The following is a 16,292-nucleotide window of genomic DNA, read 5'->3' on the forward strand; positions in this document are numbered from 1 at the left end:
GTTTCCGGTTTCAGGATTTATTGGCGCTGTTAATTTTTTCTGCGCACTCGATGGTGACAACGGGCGACTCGCCCGATGGATCTACGACCAATTCCCGGCGCACATCGCGATAGCCCTGGCGAGTGCCAACCACGGTATAGCGTCCGGGTTTCAGGGCGATTTCCCGTTGCGAGAAATTACCAAGTTTTCCAACGTGATAAATGGTCACATTGGTGCTGGCATCCGATTGCAACAGTACCGTGATCGGAATCAGGGATTTTGTCAGCGCCGATTCCAGTTGTTCTATCTGGTTGCTAAGTCGCGGGGTGTCTGTCTTGAGGGCGCGCGCATCGGCCAGTACTTCGCGCGCGTATCGATTGCGCTTGCTTTGTCCAAGAGTGAGCGGGTCTTCCAGCAGTTCCTGCAGTTGATCGTCCAGCTTTGCGCGGGCCTCGGACCGCGCCTTGCCGGTCAGGGCCTCAACCAGGCTGCCGTCTTTCGCGATCAGTTTGCGGTATTGCTCTGCCGCTTTGTGCCACTGCTCGTTTTGCTCATTTTCTGCGGCAATGGCGAACAGGCGATCGATACTCGCCTGGGCGATACCGTTTTCCGCCTGGGTGATTCCAACATCAGGATCCGTCGCATTTGGCTTCAGTTTGCGGGCCGTGATGAATGAAGCCTTGGCCTTGCTGAAGTCGCCACTGGCAATGGATGCGTAACCCGCAGACATCGCCTCGCTATAGTCCCGCTCGAGAATCGCCGCATTGACCTTGGGCAACAAGGCTTTGACCGGTACGGTTTCGGGATCCAGAGTCAGTGCCTTTTCCAGTTCCGCCTTGGCGGTATCCAGTGCATTTTCGGAGAAGGCTTCTTCGCCTGCAGTGAAATGTGGCCACACTTCCGGCAACAGTTCCGCGCGGGCTTTGCCTTTGACACCACGAGGGTGTCCTTCCGAGATGGTCAGTGCAAGGTCGAATGCTTTGTGTGCCGCTTCCGCCTCACCGGCATCGAGCGCTTTATGGCCGTCGGCCAGATGCTGTTCGATTCGCTCGGGAATGCTGTCACGCAGCTGTTGCATACCGGCCAGTGAAAGGCGGTATTGCTCCAGTGCCTGCATGAATTTACGCTGGCGATAGATACCATCGGCTTGCTCTGCCAGTGTGCGAGCGGCGAAATACTCCTCGGCTGCCCAGGTTTCCACTTTGCGTTCTAGCAGTTCTTCCTGTAACTGGAGAATCTCCTGCAGGACCTGCTGCACTTCCCTGCGCTGGGCGGCAATCTCCGCATCGGTAAACGGCGATTCCTTGATTTTCTTTGTCGCCGCGGCCGGTTCACTGCTCTCGCTAGGCTTGACCACTGTCGCCACAACCGGTTTTTCGATCATCTGTGGCAATATCCAGAAGACGCCTATGAGTGCTGCCACCATACCGCCACCCATGAGAATGGGGAGCAGTTTGGTTTTGCGCTCTGGCTTTCTACCGGGTTGCCGATTCTGTTCCCCTTGTGCGGCAGTATCGCCTGTGGGCGAACCCCCAAAGGAAAAATCGGCAGGTTGGATTACGGATTCATCTTCCGATGATGGATCGCGGTGTTGCATGGTTTTTCCGCTGTGTTCGCTGTTATTTTCGATTGCCGGCACTCGTGGTGGAGAGCTCCACGAGCGTCGGCGAGGGTACCTGGTCCGGCGATACGCGTTTTAAATATCGCTCATGCCGCCGGTTTCCACTTCGTAAATTTCCTTGAGCAGCTCGCGCCATTGGCGATATTGGTTTTCCACCGAGCCGGACAGGGTCACTGTGCGGTCTTCCAGTTCGACAATACGTGGCTCCACTTCCGCTTCCATGGAGTCGCCGAGTTCCTGCAATGCCTCGATGTGCATTTTCGCTTCCGAGCGGCGGTCAAAACCGCTTTTCACCAGGTAGCCGCCACCGGCTACCGCCACATTGCCTGCCTGACGCGCGGCGCCGCCACCGGCCCCGGCCGCGGCAATACCACCGACGATCGCGGCAACACCCATGATGGTGTTATTGCGCGCTTTGCGCTTCAGCTCGCGCATCTGCTTTACTTCCTCGTAACTCATGGCGCGCCACTCCTGGTAGGGCGTTTCCATGGTTTTTACGAAGGTGTCGTAGTAACCCTGTAGTGTGTCCACAAACAGGTAATCGCGCTCACGAATCTGACGCACGCGCATCAGCATCGGGTCGTTGTCGGCGGGCAGGGCGGTGAGCTGGTAAACCCCTTTTTCATCCTGGATCAGGTAGCGATCAAATGCATTGGGAGAAAAACTTTGCGCAAACTTGATTTCTGAAATGGTGCGCAGCTCTGCGATGTAGTGGTTGGACAGTCGCTGGCGGTAGGTCAGCATGTCGTTGGATATGCGGTTGTATATCCCCTGGAAAGCGTCGCCTTCGGTGGGATGTTTCCGATCGTAGGCGTAGTGGGAGGCTTGCTCGGTGTACTGCTTGGTAAACCACACCTGGCCGCGGGAATCAGTCACGGTTACATTGACCGTGAGGGTTTCGCCATCGGACTGCACGATTTCGCCACTCACGGTGACATCGATGTTGGTACGCTCACTTGGAATAACGCGGACGGCACCCCATCCCTGGCTCGACTGCAGCGCGTCCGCAAGGGTAACCGCAATATAACGGGATTCGGCACGCCGCAACTCAGGAAAAATCAGCTCGTCTTCCTCGGGCTCTTCCTCTTGCTCAAGGCCGGCGTTGAACTGGACTATGCCCACGTCCAGTAGTCGATTTTCCGCGATGGCTGCGTCTTCTACCGTAAGTGGTGTGTAGGCCGTGGTGCGTACTTCTGTGGTGGCGCAGCCTACTAACGTAAGTAGGCTCAGCACCATGGTGTACAGGGTTGTGCGTGTGTGCGAGAAAAACATATCAATACTCTCTCCAGTGTCCCTGATGAATGCTCATCCTTATTTCTGTGACTTTTTATATTTCCGGTACTCTTCCCAGAGCCGCTCTCTCAATTCGGGATCGGACTCGCGAGTGGCCGCCTCGCGGATCTGACGAGCTACCACGTCGTCATCATCACCGCTGGGCACGTCCGCCGGTACCACACTGGGACTGTTGGTATGGTTGTATTCACCCTTGCGTCCCGCGGTAGGCAAGCCCGGGCCCGTCGCCTGGCCACTGGAATTATTCTGTTCTGGCCCACTGCCGCCTTCGCCGCCACCTGCTGGTGGGGCTGGGGGCAATTCCGCTTCGGCAGACTGAATCAGGTCTTCCAGTGACTCTCCGGGGGGAACCTCATCCTCCATGGCTTCCTGTTCTTCGGCAGAGGCCGGACGATTACGTACATAGTCCCGCTCGCGCAAGATCATGCCGTCGTAACTCGCCATGGTGGACTCGAACTGGCCTTCAAGCTCGGCCACTCGTTCCGCTGAACTCGCCGGTGCTTCGTTGGGGGCGGGGCTGCCGCCGCTGGCCGGACTGCCGGCACTGGAAGCGCTTGCGGGTGTGCCGCCGCTACTCGGCTGGCCACCGGCCGAAGCGCTGGCCTGACCTCCACTCTGGGCACCTGAAGGCGAGCTGCTGGTCGGCGAACTGCTGGAAGCACTGCTCGGTGCACCGCTGGATGCACTTGCGGAAGCGCTGCTTGCCGACGAACTACTGCTCGAAGAGGCACTGCTACTGGAAGATGAACTGCTCGAGGAGCTCGAAGAAGAGCTGCTGCTGGCCGTCTGTTGCTCTTCGGAAAAATCAATTTCATCCGGCGGCTCGCCCTCACTGTTGGAGGAGGGGTCGGGGGGCATACGGGACTCTTCAGGGCGCTGGTCGGAATCGCTGTACACCGGTGTCGAGGGGTTGCTGCTCGCGGTCGGATCTTCGGCACTGCTGCTGGAGGACCGGGAGCGGCGCGACGACTCTTCTCCACTGTTCGACGCAGTACTGGATTCCTTACTCGAACGATCCGCTGACTCGATGCTGGGGAAGGAGGTATTTGGCTGCGCCGGGCTGCTGGATGTCGACATGCTCGGGCTGCGGCTGCTGCTTGGCGAACTTGGCGACGGCATGCTGCTCGCAGTCGAGGGACTCGATTTCGACCTGCTGGATGACGAGCTGGAAGATTGTGACTGGGATTGCGAAGAGCTGGAGGAACTCGACTGCGATTGCGACTGCTGAGGTTGTGCCGGCGGCTGCTGTTGCGTTTGCTGGTTTTTGCAGCCACTGATTACCGCGGCAAATACCACCACAGAAACCATAGTCTGCCAGTGTGGGCCGACGGCTTTTGCTTCCGGCACTGCTTTTTGTTGGGTAAAACGTTGTGCGATCTTCCTTAATAGCATGAGCTCTCTCCTGATGCGTTCACGGGCCGCGGCGGAATCGCGGCGGCCCGTTTTGCTCCTTGTCTGTTCGACAGTTTTCTTCCGTTTGGGTTTGGCTGACAGAAATAATCCGCTGCCACTTTTCGCCCTCTCCGTTTATTCAGGAGACCCGACCCTGTTCCTATGTATTGGATTCTGGGGCGGCTTGTGGAATCAAACTAACCTCGCTACATCAGTCGAACACTTTGTGTCTGCCTTCCTTTCCTTCGCGTTTTCTTCAGTCAAAAACAAATCGCTGCACGATGCCAGTGGTATCCACCGGTTCGCCGTTTTCAAAGCGGGGGCGGAATTTGGCCCGTTTTAATACGTTGCGGACACGCGATCGGATACTCACCTTGTCTTCCGGTCTGGCGTTCAAGATCTGGATGTTTCGCGCCTTGCCGAATGCGGTAACGTCGTAGGAGACTGTCACGTAAGAGTTCGCCAGTGCTTCGCGGTCCTCATCCAGCAACGGAAGTGCGGGTAGTGCGGCTGGGCGACCGAAAATCTCATCGATTTCCTGGTTGGTGGCGCCGTTGTCCCACAGTGCCTGGTAGGCTTCGCCGTAGGTTTCCCGGGCAGAGTGCCATTTGTTGAACATCATGTACCAGTCACCCAGTTCCACTTTTGCCTTGGCTGAGGCCGCGGGAGGTGAAGCCGGATTTTTCTGGTAAACATCCATGATTTTTGTAATCGCGGTTTTACCGGAACTAAAGCTGTTCATGCGGTAGTGATCCAGCTGCGCGCGTCTTTCCGGGGTCGCATTTCCGGAGCCGGCGAAGCTGGTATTGATGACAATCGCCTCTTGCGGTTCCCCGGCGTAAGTGGCCAGATAATAATTGGTTGCCTTGAGTCCGCGCAGGGCTTCTACCAACCGCAGGTCATTGGCACCGAAGTTGTGGGAAATGATGTCCACAGCCAGGGCGTACATGTTGGTGGCATTGATCAGGTGCTCGAACAATGTCGCCCCTTTCTCATCAATGTAGGCCTGGAGGTGCCAGTTGCTCAGCTGGTTGATGATCGGCAGCATACGAGGGTCTCTTTCCCCGTAGTTTTTTGCATGCAGCCAGAACAGGTACTCGTGATTGTCATTGGCTTCTTCCCACTGACTGAGTGCGATCTGGCTTTCAATCATGCGCTCGATCATCGGCACTTGATTCAGGGAGTAGAGCCCTTCGTTTACCCGATTGATCAGCATTGCCCGGCGAAATTCTGAAATGGCTTCCTCGTGATTGCCACTGCGTTGCAGTGCGCTGGCAAGGCCCATTAATTGCTCATCAATGCCCGCACCATAGGCGCCGTACTCGGCTTCCATATCCTCGATGCGTTGGCGGTATTCATCCGCGGCCTTCGACGGGCGTAGTTGTCGTTTGGGTTTCTCTAGTGGTTTTGATGCCGCTTCTATATAAGCCGCTGGAGGAGCCTTGGCGTTGTCTTGGGCCGAGTCTAAGGCGGACATCTCTTCCGCCGTAACAGAGCCACACAGCAGAGCTGAGGCTGTAAACATCAAGCCGATAGCAATAGCGTTGCTGGTATCTGTCTGTGTCACGGTTGAACCACTTCCATTCCATGTTGTGCCTGACCCGCCTGCAGTTGCCGGGCAACTGATCTGGCGAGCTCGAAATCCATGCGGCGCTTTGGCTGCTTTAAAGACACCTACGTGCCCGCTGCAGCTTTGGTTGCACGGAACTTCTCTCCCTGACGTGTGGCTCGTTCACTTTCCTGCCGGTTACCCGGTGTGTTGTCGATCTCGACGCTGGACTCTGGTGCCGCGGGAATTTCTGAAGCCAAGATTGGCATTGGTTTCCCTTGCAATTCGCGGCCGCCGTCCATGTATTTTCAGTATAGCCAACGAAATTTCGCCCCCTGCTTCGTCAGGTCGGGTATGGCGCCACAGCGGTGGAAAGTGTGGTGCGGTTGAATGGCTTAATCCCGGTTGGCCTGTATTGATGGGCTCTACCAGTAACCTTTCAGCCTTTTCACTTGGGTTTTACAACCCGAGTGATGACCTGTTTCGGGGTTCAATGAGTCTGGCAGTCGAGAAAAAGGTGGGGGGAGCTTTTCACAAAACCCGGTGCCAATAATTTGGGGCGCAGGGCAATTTCTGACGGCTCTTGACTCCTGCGCCATCGCGAAGCGACTAGCTTGTCGGTTGAGACTACCGGAGAGCACTTCTGGGGTGGGCAGGAGAACTGCGGATACACTGCCTGGCACAGGATGAGTCGGGCTCGAAACATCTATCCTAATAGTTAATTAATCGTGTTATTTTTCTTGCGGTAAATCTAGGCTGCTTGGTCAGAATATTTGGAATGGCGGCCGAGTAGGGCCATAATCTCCGGGTTTGACGAATCTAGAGAACTTTCAGTGGGAGCGCTTTGTGAGCATAAAAATACAACCTGAAGCCATCGTCGCCCTGCGGGGATTTGAAATGCCGGAACGCCTGGGCTTTGGCACCGTCATGGCCCCGGTAATGTTCCGTGCCCGCTACCAGGACGGTCGCTGGAGCGATGGCGAGCTTATCCCATACGGCCCCCTGGCACTGGATCCTGCAGCCAAGGTGCTGCATTACGCCCAGTCGTGTTTCGAGGGCCTCAAGGCTTACCGCAATGGCAACAATGGGGTGGGATTGTTCCGCCCGGAGCGCAACGCAGCGCGTATGGCACACTCTGCCCGCCGCCTGTGTATGCCGCCGGTACCAGAAGGCCTGTTTATGGATGCAGTGCGCTCGGTGGCATCTCACTGCGCCAACCTGATTCCCGGTAGTAGCGGCGAATCCCTTTATCTCCGCCCTTTCCTGATGGGAACCCAGCCGGATCTCTCTGTCACCGCCAGTCGAGCGTATGAATTCTATGTGATTGCCAGTCCATCAGAGGCCTACCACGCGGGGAATATGCGATTGTGGGTAGAACGAGAGGATAGCCGCGCCGCGGTGGGCGGTACCGGAGACGCCAAGGTCGGGGGTAACTATGCCGCTTCGCTGCAGAGTATTGCCGGCCTCAAGGAGCGCGGTTATGACCAGTCCCTGTGGCTCAACCCGGGCAACCGACACACCATTGACGAGCTGTCCGGCATGAACTTCTTTGCCGTGATGGATGGCGCGTTACACACCCCGGCTCTTAATGGCTCCATTCTCGAAGGGGTTACCCGGGATTCCATGCTGACTCTGGCGCGCGATCAGGGAATCGAAGTGCACGAGCGCGAGATTGATATTGACGACCTGCTTGCGCTGGTTGCCTCAGGCACCTGCAGTGAAGCCTTTGCATGTGGTACGGCGGCGATTGTCAGCCCGATTAGTGAACTCGGTGACGGCGACAGGCGCTATCGCCTGAGCCAGGCCCCGGGGCCTGTGGCCGACAAGTTACGCCGCGCTTTACTGGACATACAGGAGGGGCGGGCTGAAGACCGCTTCGGCTGGATGCAGATGGTGCCGGCGGCCAGCTTCTGACGCGGTTTGGATCCGAAGCGGAAAAAGCCGGGCGGCCATGTCCTCATGCAAGTGAGTAAAACCGCCGGGCTCCGGCATTCGAGTGTATAAGTAGCACTCATTAAATTGCGGTTGTTTCCTGGGGAAACGGCCGCATTTTTATTTGCGCTTTTTGCCTCTAGTGCGTTGACTTGCATGACCGAGGTGTTACAACGTCAGTGTGCTCTGAAAAACTGCCTGCTGCCATTGCAACCCCTTGGTATCGGCGGTTATCAAAGCTGGATCCCGCGTAAAATGCGGGCAATTTGAGGCCGCAACAGCGGCCTGCATCAACAATAAGAAACTGGAACTGTTGGGAAAAGCCTTTGGCGGTATCCCTCACTTTGACAAGTAGTATCCAGATCAATTTGAGACACAGGAGTCGAATTGCGACTGTGACTCCTAAAAAAGGCTATCCCCTGCGGCTTTTGTGATCCATCAGCCGTGAGGTTCCTCGCAAGTGAGGAGAACGGGAATGCTGAATCATCTCTATGGCCTGATGGTGCAACCGCGCAGGCAGTGGCAGGAAATTGCTGGTCTGTCTGAGAAAGGGCTCAACCGTCAGATTCCTTACGTCATCATCCTGGCGTTGATCCCTGCCCTGTGCTGGTATTTCGGCACCACGGAAATCGGTTGGAACATTGGCAGCGGCGGTCAGGTGCGGACACTTACCAGCAACAGTGCCCTGTCACTGGTGGCCGTGTTTTACGTCACCATGATTCTCGCGGTAATTGCCGTGGGATATTTCATTCATTGGATGGCTAAAACTTATGGCGCCAAGTCCCATCCTATGAAAGGAATGGTAATTGCCGGGTTTACCGCCACTCCTATTTTTGTTGCCGGCGCCGCCGGTCTGTACCCAATTCTGTGGCTGGATATCCTGCTGGCGACTCTGGCGGTGGCTTATGCGGTTTACCTGCTTTATGTCGGTATCCCCATTGTTCTGAATGTAAATGAAGAGCGCGGCTTTCTGTTTGCCAGTGCGGTAGTTACCGTGTGTCTGGTGATGGCCGTAGTGGTGATGGTCGGTACGGTATTGTTCTGGAGTTTTGTTGCTGCACCTGTCTTCCAGCACTGACACAAGAAAAGTATTCCTCTAAAAAACAGGCCTGCTCGGCGTTGCTGCCGAGCGGGCCTGTTTGTTTATGGATTGTTTATGGGGGCACCTTATGGCGTGTAATGCAAGCTGAGCAAGTAGCCATTGATTAGTGGAATTTCCTTGCTGGCTTTATCGCCTCGCACCAGCTCAATTTCCGCAACAGAGTGCTGAATGGTTTTGGGTTCAGTATCCCGACAATGCATTTTCATTGCATCAATATTTTTATCTTCACTTTGGACGCGGTGTTCAAGGATTTGCAGCAGCAGTCGACTTTCAGAGGCGCGCAGCCTGATTCCGGGTCCGCTCACCAGCGCCACATCGTATTTCATCGCACCCCAAAGGCCGTCGCAGCGAATGGCGGAATAGCGCTTTCGGTTACCTTCTGTTTCGTTGACCAGCGGGCCGGAGGTATAGGTTTCAAATCCGGGACCCAGGGGCTGTTGAATTTCAAACTGGCCCTCGGGAGCGGTAATGGAGATTTCGAGCATCTCTTCCGCGCTTGCAGAGGGCAGGGTCATGATGGAGAACAGCGCAAACGCAATGGAGGGAACCGCCTGGGCTAAGGATCGACCGGCGGTTGAGCCTGGAGCGTGCGGGGAGCGGTTGCTGCGTTTTGGCGGTGGGCAAGTATCCATACAGTGCCTGTTCGTCGCTTGTGACTGTTATTTGCCAAAAGACACTAACGCTCGCGAGAAGGGAGGGCAACAATCACGTGCTGAGCCCTTATGGTTAGACCGAATAGTCAGTCTGGTGCTGGTTAAAACGAGACAAAGTTCCGTTTTATCCGTTGCCGCATTTCAGGGCATTGGATACTATCCGACCAGCGCCATAGCCGTCTTCTGCGCTTCTTAATTGGTACATTCGTACCAAGTAAGAATGAAGTGAAGTATCTGGTCACTATTTATGCCGCTATCTTCGCACAGCTGCGCTGTCGGGGGGACCGGATATTGGTAGATGGTCGCCGTCACGGCCCGAGCGGGAGAGGGGCCGAATGCGGGGGAGAAGCCCCGTGAATAATCAAAACAGACACAGCCGTCATATAAAACGAAAAAGGAAAGCGGGAGATTCCATGAAAGCACCACTCAAAATCGGTGTCATCGCACTTGCGGCGCTGGCTGCAGCCTGTTCCCAGGAGAGCAACACGAGCAATTCCAGCGCCTCTGCAGATAGTGTGTCAGCGTCGGCGGACTTCCAGAAGCAGCTGCTCAAGCAGCTAATCACAGCTCAGTCCGGCGATGTGATTGAAATACCTGAAGGACGCTATGAGCTGAATCGCAGTCTCTCGCTGAACGTGGATGGTGTGACCATTCGCGGTGCAGGTATGGACAAGACCATTCTGTCCTTCAAAAACCAGATCCAGGGTGCCGAAGGCCTGCTGGTCAACGCCAGTGACTTCACCATTGAAGATCTGGCGATTGAAGACACCATCGGTGATGCGCTTAAGGTCAACGAAGGCAAGAACATCATCATCCGGGATATCCGGGTGGAGTGGACCAATGGTCCCGCGACCGAGAATGGTGCCTACGGTATTTACCCGGTTCAGACTGAAAATACCCTGGTGGAAGGTACTGTGGCTATCGGTGCATCGGATGCCGGTATCTATGTGGGCCAGTCTCGTAATGTGATCGTGCGGAACAACCGCGCGGAATACAATGTGGCCGGCATTGAGATTGAAAATACTATCGGTGCTGATGTCTACGACAACGTAGCCACCAACAATACCGGCGGTATTCTCGTATTCAATATGCCGAACCTGCCCCAGCCCGGTCACAGCACCCGCGTCTATAACAACAAGGTTTTCAAGAACAACACAGAAAACTTTGGCCACGAAGGTACCCCGGTTGCTGCGGTGCCGGCTGGCTCGGGTGTTGTTATCAACTCCAATGACTACGTGGAAATCTTCAATAACGAAATTTCCGATAACGACACGGCCAACGTGATTGTCAGCAGCTACTTCGCTGCCGGTTACTACAGCGACAAGTCTACCCAGGAGAATTTCGACCCCTATCCGGAAGGTATTTATATCTACGACAACATCTTCACCGGTGGCGGTGAGTCTCCCGATGACATGGAGCTCAAGGCCCTGAAAATCGCCAAGTTCGGTTTGACCGGCAGCCTGCCGGACGTACTCTGGGACGGCGCTATCGACAATGCAAAAATGGTGGACGGTAAGCTTCCGGCAGACCTGAAGCTGTGTATCGAGAACGAAGGTGTGGGCATCATCAATGTCGATCTGCAGGGTGGATACAAGAACATCAGTACCGACATCAGTGCGCATAACTGCAGCCTGAAAAAACTGCCGCAGATCGTACTCGAGTTTGATGGAGAACAGGAAAAATCTCAGGAAGAGCAGCACGCAAGTAACGAGGTAGCCGATGCGTAAGTTGCTGTCGCCCCGCTGGTTGGGGGGCGCGGTGCTGACCTTGACGCTCGCTGGATGCGGAGCATCCCGCGAGCCGGTCACACTGCACGAAAAAAATACCGTACCCGACAATCTGAGTCAGTGGCATGTGGTTGAAGCGCTGGACGGAAAGCTCGTTCTGAACGAGCGGGTTACCCCCTACGATCTGAACACCGCACTGTTTACCGACTACGCCCATAAACTGCGTACCGTATGGATGCCGGAGGGCACCAGTGCCGGTTACGGCGACGATGACTTCGATTACCCGGTCGGTACCATTATTAGCAAGACCTTTTACTACCCGCTCGCCGACGATGGTTCGGTGCTGCGCACTGACGACTACTCTCACGACTTTGTACAGGGGCATCCCGGCAGTGGCCTGAACCTTAACAAGGTCAAGCTGATTGAGACCCGTATGCTGGTTAAGCGTGCGGACGGTTGGCAGGCGCTGCCATACGTGTGGAACGACGCTCAGACTGATGCCGTTTTGGAGATCGCTGGTGATGCAAAGCGTTTACAGCTGGTCAGTGAAAACGGCAGCAATGAAACCTTCACCTACGTTGTACCGGACTTCAACCAGTGCGCGGGTTGTCACGCCGACAACCATAGCCAAAAGGCCGTGCGTCCGATTGGCCCGCGTGCGCGGCACCTGAACAAACAGTACAGCTATGAAGGCGGTAGTGAAAACCAGCTCGTCTACTGGCAACAGGTCGGATACCTGACCGGTCTACCGGAATTGGAAGGCGTGCCCCACAACGTGAATTTCAAGGATGCGAGTGCCTCGCTCGAAGAGCGCGCGCGGTCCTACCTGGATATCAACTGTGGTCACTGCCATAACCCCAATGGCCCGGCGGACACATCGGGATTGATGTTGTACGGTGCGGAGCGGGATATGCGTAAGCTGGGGGTGTGCAAACCACCGGTGGCTGCGGGTACCGGCTCAGGGGACCGCCTTTTTGCCATCGTGCCAGGTAGTCCGGATGAGTCCATCCTCAACTTCCGTGTGGAGTCGACCGACCCGGGTGCGATGATGCCGGAGCTAGGACGTAGCCTTGCTCATGAAGAAGGAACCGAATTGCTGAAGGCCTGGATTGCTTCCATGCCGGGCAACTGCAGCTGATGTCGGTTTAATGTTGGTGTAATGATGGCGGCGGAGCGCGACGCAGGTCGTGCTCCGCTGGCTTAGCCGGGGCTTATGCTAAATGCGTGTCCTGGGGAATACCTTCAGCGTTGCTGCCGATTTCGCCTGTTGACGCTTCTTCTTCCGCGACTGACGGAATCAGCGCTTTGATCATCATGGTGACACTGCGTTCAAGTAGCGGTGAATCAATGGAAATTGCACCGTTCAGCACCTGGAATTCCAGATTCAAAATAGTGCCGTGAACAATCTGCGCAGCAGCTACCGGATCGTCGAGGCGCAGCAGCTCAAAAAATTCCACGATCATATTTTCGGTGGCTTGATTCGCCATACGTACTGCACGTGTCAGCTGTTCGTTGCGCAGCGCCTCATTCTTAAACGCCAGTTCGATTACGCGGTTGTCTCGATTGCTCGCTTGTGCGCGAATGTGTGAAAGCACAAAACGGGTCAGTTGCTGAAGTAGCTGACGCCGACCAGCGGGAGCCGTGAGTTGTTGCGGTGAAAGCTGGCGAGCGGCTAAAAAGCTTTCCTCCTGCAGGTTGCGGGTCTGATCAATATTCTGCTCCACAAAATAAGTGAATGCGTCACTGATCAGGTCATTGAGGTGCTTGAAGTAATAGGTCGTTGCTGCCAGCGGAACATCCGCTTCCCTGGCTACGGCGCGATGCCGAATACCACGAATTCCTTCCTTTACGATCAGACGCAGGGTCGCTTCGAGAATGGCTTTGCGGCGTTGACGGCTATCTGCACGCTGGGCTTTGCGCCCATTGTAAACCAGTTCAGACTTTCCTTTGTCTAAGGTCATGGTGATGAGTATTCCTTTGCGATCGTAAGCGAATAGTTATCGTGGATCAGGCAATGCGAAATCCAGATAAAAATAGCGTGGTAAAAAAAATGTGGTCGCCGTTGCCGGTGCACTGTACTGCCGCTCTCAGAAAACTATTGCTCTTATGGAATGTGTTCAGTCTAACGAATATTGCTGGTTGCTTTCCATGAACAAGACATGAAATGGGCCAAAAATAACGTTGACCGGAGAGCCAATCCGGGTCGGCCGCGCTATTGTATCGATGTGGGAACAGTTGACTACCAATTAATTGAATATTGTGAGGGAAATCCCATTACATTCTATTACGGGGTATTTAATTCGAATAATAATTCAGTAAATAGGCGTATTGGTTTGTACGCATTAAAGGATTGGCCTGATTCAAGGTAGTCGATTGGTCTTAATTATTGCGGAATATTATTGGGGTCAGGCGAGCGCGTGAAAAGTTGGGGGGCGTTTTAAAGGTGGGCTTTAATGTAAGGGCTCTGCGGGACTCATCGGTCAGGCGGCGCCCGCAGGCAGGCAACGATTATTCCGTTGCCTGACTATTAATTTCGCGCCCTGGAGCAGGGGCACAATGCGCCGCAGGGCTATTGAATTTTTCCGGTGGTCCGCACGCGCTTGCTGCCGCGGACAACACTGACATCGGCTTTGCGGCGGCGCTCGATACCGGCGTCGATCGCATTTTTTGCGGCGATCAATAGTCCTGCCACCAGAAACGCACCGGGTGGCAATACCGCGACGAGAAAGCCGGAATAGTCCTGCCCGAGTACCGGCAGTGTCCAGTTTGCGGCCACCGGGCCCAGCAGCAGGTCCATATCGCTGAACAAGGTGCCGCGGCCAATGATTTCCCGTACCGCACCGATTGCGATCAGCACGGCACTGAAACCGACGCCCATCATCAGGCCGTCCAGCAGTGACGGCAGTACCGGGTTTTTACTGGCAAAGGCGTCGGCACGACCGAGGATTGCACAGTTGGTGACAATCAGTGGAATAAAGATTCCCAACACCAGGTACAACTCGTAGGTGAATGCCTTCATCAATAATTCCGCGCAGGTCACGAAAGTGGCGATGATCATTACTGATGCGGGTAGTCGCACAGTTTCGGGCATCTGGTGGCGCACCAGGGAGACTGCCAGGTTGGAGCAGGCCAGTACCGCCGTGGTGGCGAGCCCCAGGCCGATGGCATTGACCACCGAGCCGGTCACCGCCAGTAGCGGGCACAGGCCCAGCAGCTGCACCAGAGCGGGGTTGTTTTTCCACAGGCCGTTGTGGGTGATCTCAGAATACGTTGGGGTGGCCATCAGTTGTTTTCCCCTTCTGGTTGTTGTTGTTCAGACTGTGGCTGCTCCACCTCTACCGCACGTTTGGAAACCGGCGCACTGAAAATTTTCTGCTGATGCTCGGCGACAAAGTCCAGCACGGTGCGGACCTGCTTTACCACTGCGCGCGGGGTAATGGTGGCGCCGGTAAATTGATCGAAGGCGCCACCATCTTTCTCCACCTTCCACATACCCCGCCCCGGGTCTTCCAGGGAGGTGCCGTTGAACGAGAGGATCCAGTCGCTCTTCTTCACTTCCACCTTATCGCCAAGGCCGGGTGTTTCGGCATGGTTGGTAACCCTTACGCCAGCCACGGTACCGTCACGATTGACGCCCACCAGCATCTGAATCGGTCCGGAGTAGCCTTCCGGCGCAACCGTGGGAATGATCACTGCATCGATGGTGCCGTCGCTTTGTCGGGCCAGATTGATGTCCCCTCCCTGTTTAAGGCCGAGCATGGCCCAGTACTGTCTGGGAATAGGGTAGGTATCCACCAGTAGATCGTTGCTGTGGCGCTCGATGGGGATGATCTCCAGCAGCGCCTTGGCTGCCGCCTCGCGGATCGCACGTTCAATGGGTTCGCGGGTAGTGATCTGGGTGACCGCCAGGGTGCCCGCAGTGACCAGGGCAAACAACGTCAGTACCGAGGCATTTTTACCGATGGAGCGTTTCAGCATTACTGTTCCTCCAGATCGGTGGCCTTGCGCGCGGCCTTGTGGCCATAGGTGCGCGGCAGGGTGTAGTTGTCGATAAACGGCGCGGCAAAGTTCATCAGCAGTACCGCAAACGCCACCGCATCGGGGTAGGCACCCCAGGCGCGGATCACGAACACCAGTAGACCAACCCCGGCACCGAAGATCAGGCGCCCCTTGTTGCTGGTACAGCCACTCACCGGGTCGGTCACGATAAAGAAAGCCCCCAGCATGGTGGCACCGGAGAAGAGATGCAGCAGGGGTGAACCTTCACTCAGGGAACTGCCGCCGTCATAAAACACCACTGAAAGCGCTGTCAGGGTGACGAGCATGGCTACCGGCGCGTGCCAGGTGATCAGTCTGCGGAACAGCAGGAACAGGCCGCCGAGCAGGAAACCGAAGTTGGCCATTTCCCAGCCGAGCCCGGCTATGGAGCCCTTGTTGAACATGGGCTCCATCTCGTACAGCTGGGCGAGGATGGTGGACTGGTTGTGGCGCACGATTTCCAGTGGCGTGGCGCGGGTAAAACCGTCCACATTCATATTGCCGAAAATCAGCGCAAACGTTTCACCCAGTGCGGGGGTGCCCTGTATCAGTTCTGCGGGTGCCACCCAGCGGGTCATTTCCACCGGAAAGCTGATCAGCAGTACTACGTAACCCACCATGGCCGGATTAAAGGGGTTATAGCCCATGCCGCCGTAAAGCTGTTTGGCGAGCAGGATGGCGCTCACGCTGCCGATTACCGGGATCCACCATGGGCAGTAGGGAGGCAGGGCGATACCGAGCAGCAGGGCGGTGACCAGTGCGCTGTAGTCTTTCAGGTAAAAGCCAACCGGGCGATCGCGCAGTTTCATCACTGCGGCCTCACAGGCCAGCGCGGTGGCAACACACAGGGCAATATTGACCAGCACGCCGGGGCCGAAAAATACCACCAAAGCAAGTACGCCGGGAACAGTGGCCGCCGCCACCTGCAGCATAACCTTGGCGGTGCTCTGGCCCGAGTGGGCGTGGGGGGAAGTGATTCGCATCAGGGACATGGTAATTCTCTTTT

Annotated in this window: 15 protein-coding genes; 5 read left to right on the top strand and 10 right to left on the bottom strand. The window is 55.8% G+C overall.

The annotated features are described in order from the left end of the window. Positions 1 to 10 precede the first annotated feature (10 nt). The 3 genes from LC059_RS15860 to LC059_RS15870 all read right to left on the bottom strand — a co-directional run bounded on the left by LC059_RS15860 (position 11) and on the right by LC059_RS15870 (position 3,970). Positions 11 to 1,576, bottom strand: a complete 1,566-nt coding sequence (locus tag LC059_RS15860) for a hypothetical protein (RefSeq protein ID WP_226704852.1) — start codon at positions 1,574 to 1,576, stop codon at positions 11 to 13. Positions 1,577 to 1,675: 99 nt separating this feature from the next. Next, positions 1,676 to 2,872: a hypothetical protein gene (locus LC059_RS15865; RefSeq protein WP_226704853.1), complete on the bottom strand. Its 1,197-nt coding sequence runs from the start codon at positions 2,870 to 2,872 to the stop codon at positions 1,676 to 1,678. Positions 2,873 to 2,911: 39 nt separating this feature from the next. Beyond that, the gene (locus tag LC059_RS15870; RefSeq protein ID WP_226704854.1) at positions 2,912 to 3,970 is read right to left on the bottom strand and encodes a hypothetical protein; all 1,059 of its coding nucleotides are present in this window, start codon (positions 3,968 to 3,970) and stop codon (positions 2,912 to 2,914) included. Here LC059_RS15870 and LC059_RS15875 point away from each other — a divergent pair. After that, positions 3,969 to 4,121, top strand: a complete 153-nt coding sequence (locus LC059_RS15875; RefSeq protein ID WP_226704855.1) for a hypothetical protein — start codon at positions 3,969 to 3,971, stop codon at positions 4,119 to 4,121. The two genes, LC059_RS15870 and LC059_RS15875, sit on opposite strands and share 2 nt — an antisense overlap. 420 nt (positions 4,122 to 4,541) lie before the next feature. Here the strand turns inward: LC059_RS15875 and LC059_RS15880 are convergent, their stop codons facing one another. After that, a complete protein-coding gene (locus LC059_RS15880) occupies positions 4,542 to 5,852 on the bottom strand; it encodes a hypothetical protein (RefSeq protein WP_226704856.1) in 1,311 nt (436 codons plus the stop codon). A gap of 107 nt (positions 5,853 to 5,959) precedes the next feature. Beyond that, positions 5,960 to 6,103: a hypothetical protein gene (locus tag LC059_RS15885; protein ID WP_226704857.1), complete on the bottom strand. Its 144-nt coding sequence runs from the start codon at positions 6,101 to 6,103 to the stop codon at positions 5,960 to 5,962. Between the two features lie 577 nt (positions 6,104 to 6,680). On the opposite strand from LC059_RS15885, the gene LC059_RS15890 reads away from it, so the two are divergent. Then, positions 6,681 to 7,748 carry a branched-chain amino acid aminotransferase gene (locus LC059_RS15890; protein ID WP_226704858.1) on the top strand — a complete coding sequence of 356 codons (1,068 nt, stop codon included), beginning with the start codon at positions 6,681 to 6,683 and terminating at the stop codon, positions 7,746 to 7,748. Between the two features lie 493 nt (positions 7,749 to 8,241). Beyond that, complete coding sequence (locus LC059_RS15895; RefSeq protein WP_226704859.1) at positions 8,242 to 8,844, top strand: Yip1 family protein; 603 nt, start codon at positions 8,242 to 8,244, stop codon at positions 8,842 to 8,844. 89 nt (positions 8,845 to 8,933) lie between these two features. Here the strand turns inward: LC059_RS15895 and LC059_RS15900 are convergent, their stop codons facing one another. Continuing rightward, positions 8,934 to 9,500: a hypothetical protein gene (locus LC059_RS15900; protein WP_226704860.1), complete on the bottom strand. Its 567-nt coding sequence runs from the start codon at positions 9,498 to 9,500 to the stop codon at positions 8,934 to 8,936. 434 nt (positions 9,501 to 9,934) lie between these two features. On the opposite strand from LC059_RS15900, the gene LC059_RS15905 reads away from it, so the two are divergent. Continuing rightward, the gene (locus LC059_RS15905; RefSeq protein WP_226704861.1) at positions 9,935 to 11,248 is read left to right on the top strand and encodes a parallel beta-helix domain-containing protein; all 1,314 of its coding nucleotides are present in this window, start codon (positions 9,935 to 9,937) and stop codon (positions 11,246 to 11,248) included. After that, the gene (locus LC059_RS15910; protein WP_226704862.1) at positions 11,241 to 12,386 is read left to right on the top strand and encodes an SO2930 family diheme c-type cytochrome; all 1,146 of its coding nucleotides are present in this window, start codon (positions 11,241 to 11,243) and stop codon (positions 12,384 to 12,386) included. The genes LC059_RS15905 and LC059_RS15910 overlap by 8 nt, the downstream gene beginning before the upstream one ends. Before the next feature lie 73 nt (positions 12,387 to 12,459). On the opposite strand, the gene LC059_RS15915 is transcribed toward LC059_RS15910, so the two are convergent. From LC059_RS15915 to rsxD, 4 genes are all read right to left on the bottom strand, one after another. Next, complete coding sequence (locus LC059_RS15915; RefSeq protein ID WP_226704863.1) at positions 12,460 to 13,209, bottom strand: TetR/AcrR family transcriptional regulator; 750 nt, start codon at positions 13,207 to 13,209, stop codon at positions 12,460 to 12,462. Positions 13,210 to 13,817: 608 nt separating this feature from the next. Beyond that, positions 13,818 to 14,531 carry an electron transport complex subunit E gene (locus tag LC059_RS15920; RefSeq protein ID WP_226704864.1) on the bottom strand — a complete coding sequence of 238 codons (714 nt, stop codon included), beginning with the start codon at positions 14,529 to 14,531 and terminating at the stop codon, positions 13,818 to 13,820. Then, positions 14,531 to 15,226 carry an electron transport complex subunit RsxG gene (rsxG, locus tag LC059_RS15925; protein ID WP_226704865.1) on the bottom strand — a complete coding sequence of 232 codons (696 nt, stop codon included), beginning with the start codon at positions 15,224 to 15,226 and terminating at the stop codon, positions 14,531 to 14,533. Before rsxG ends, LC059_RS15920 begins: the two co-directional genes overlap by 1 nt. Further along, on the bottom strand, positions 15,226 to 16,278 hold the full coding sequence (rsxD, locus tag LC059_RS15930) for an electron transport complex subunit RsxD (protein WP_226704866.1): 1,053 nt from the start codon (positions 16,276 to 16,278) through the stop codon (positions 15,226 to 15,228). The genes rsxG and rsxD overlap by 1 nt, the downstream gene beginning before the upstream one ends. Between the last annotated feature and the right edge of the window lie 14 nt (positions 16,279 to 16,292).

It is taken from the genome of Microbulbifer elongatus (assembly GCF_020524885.1).
Lineage (GTDB): Bacteria > Pseudomonadota > Gammaproteobacteria > Pseudomonadales > Cellvibrionaceae > Microbulbifer > Microbulbifer elongatus_A.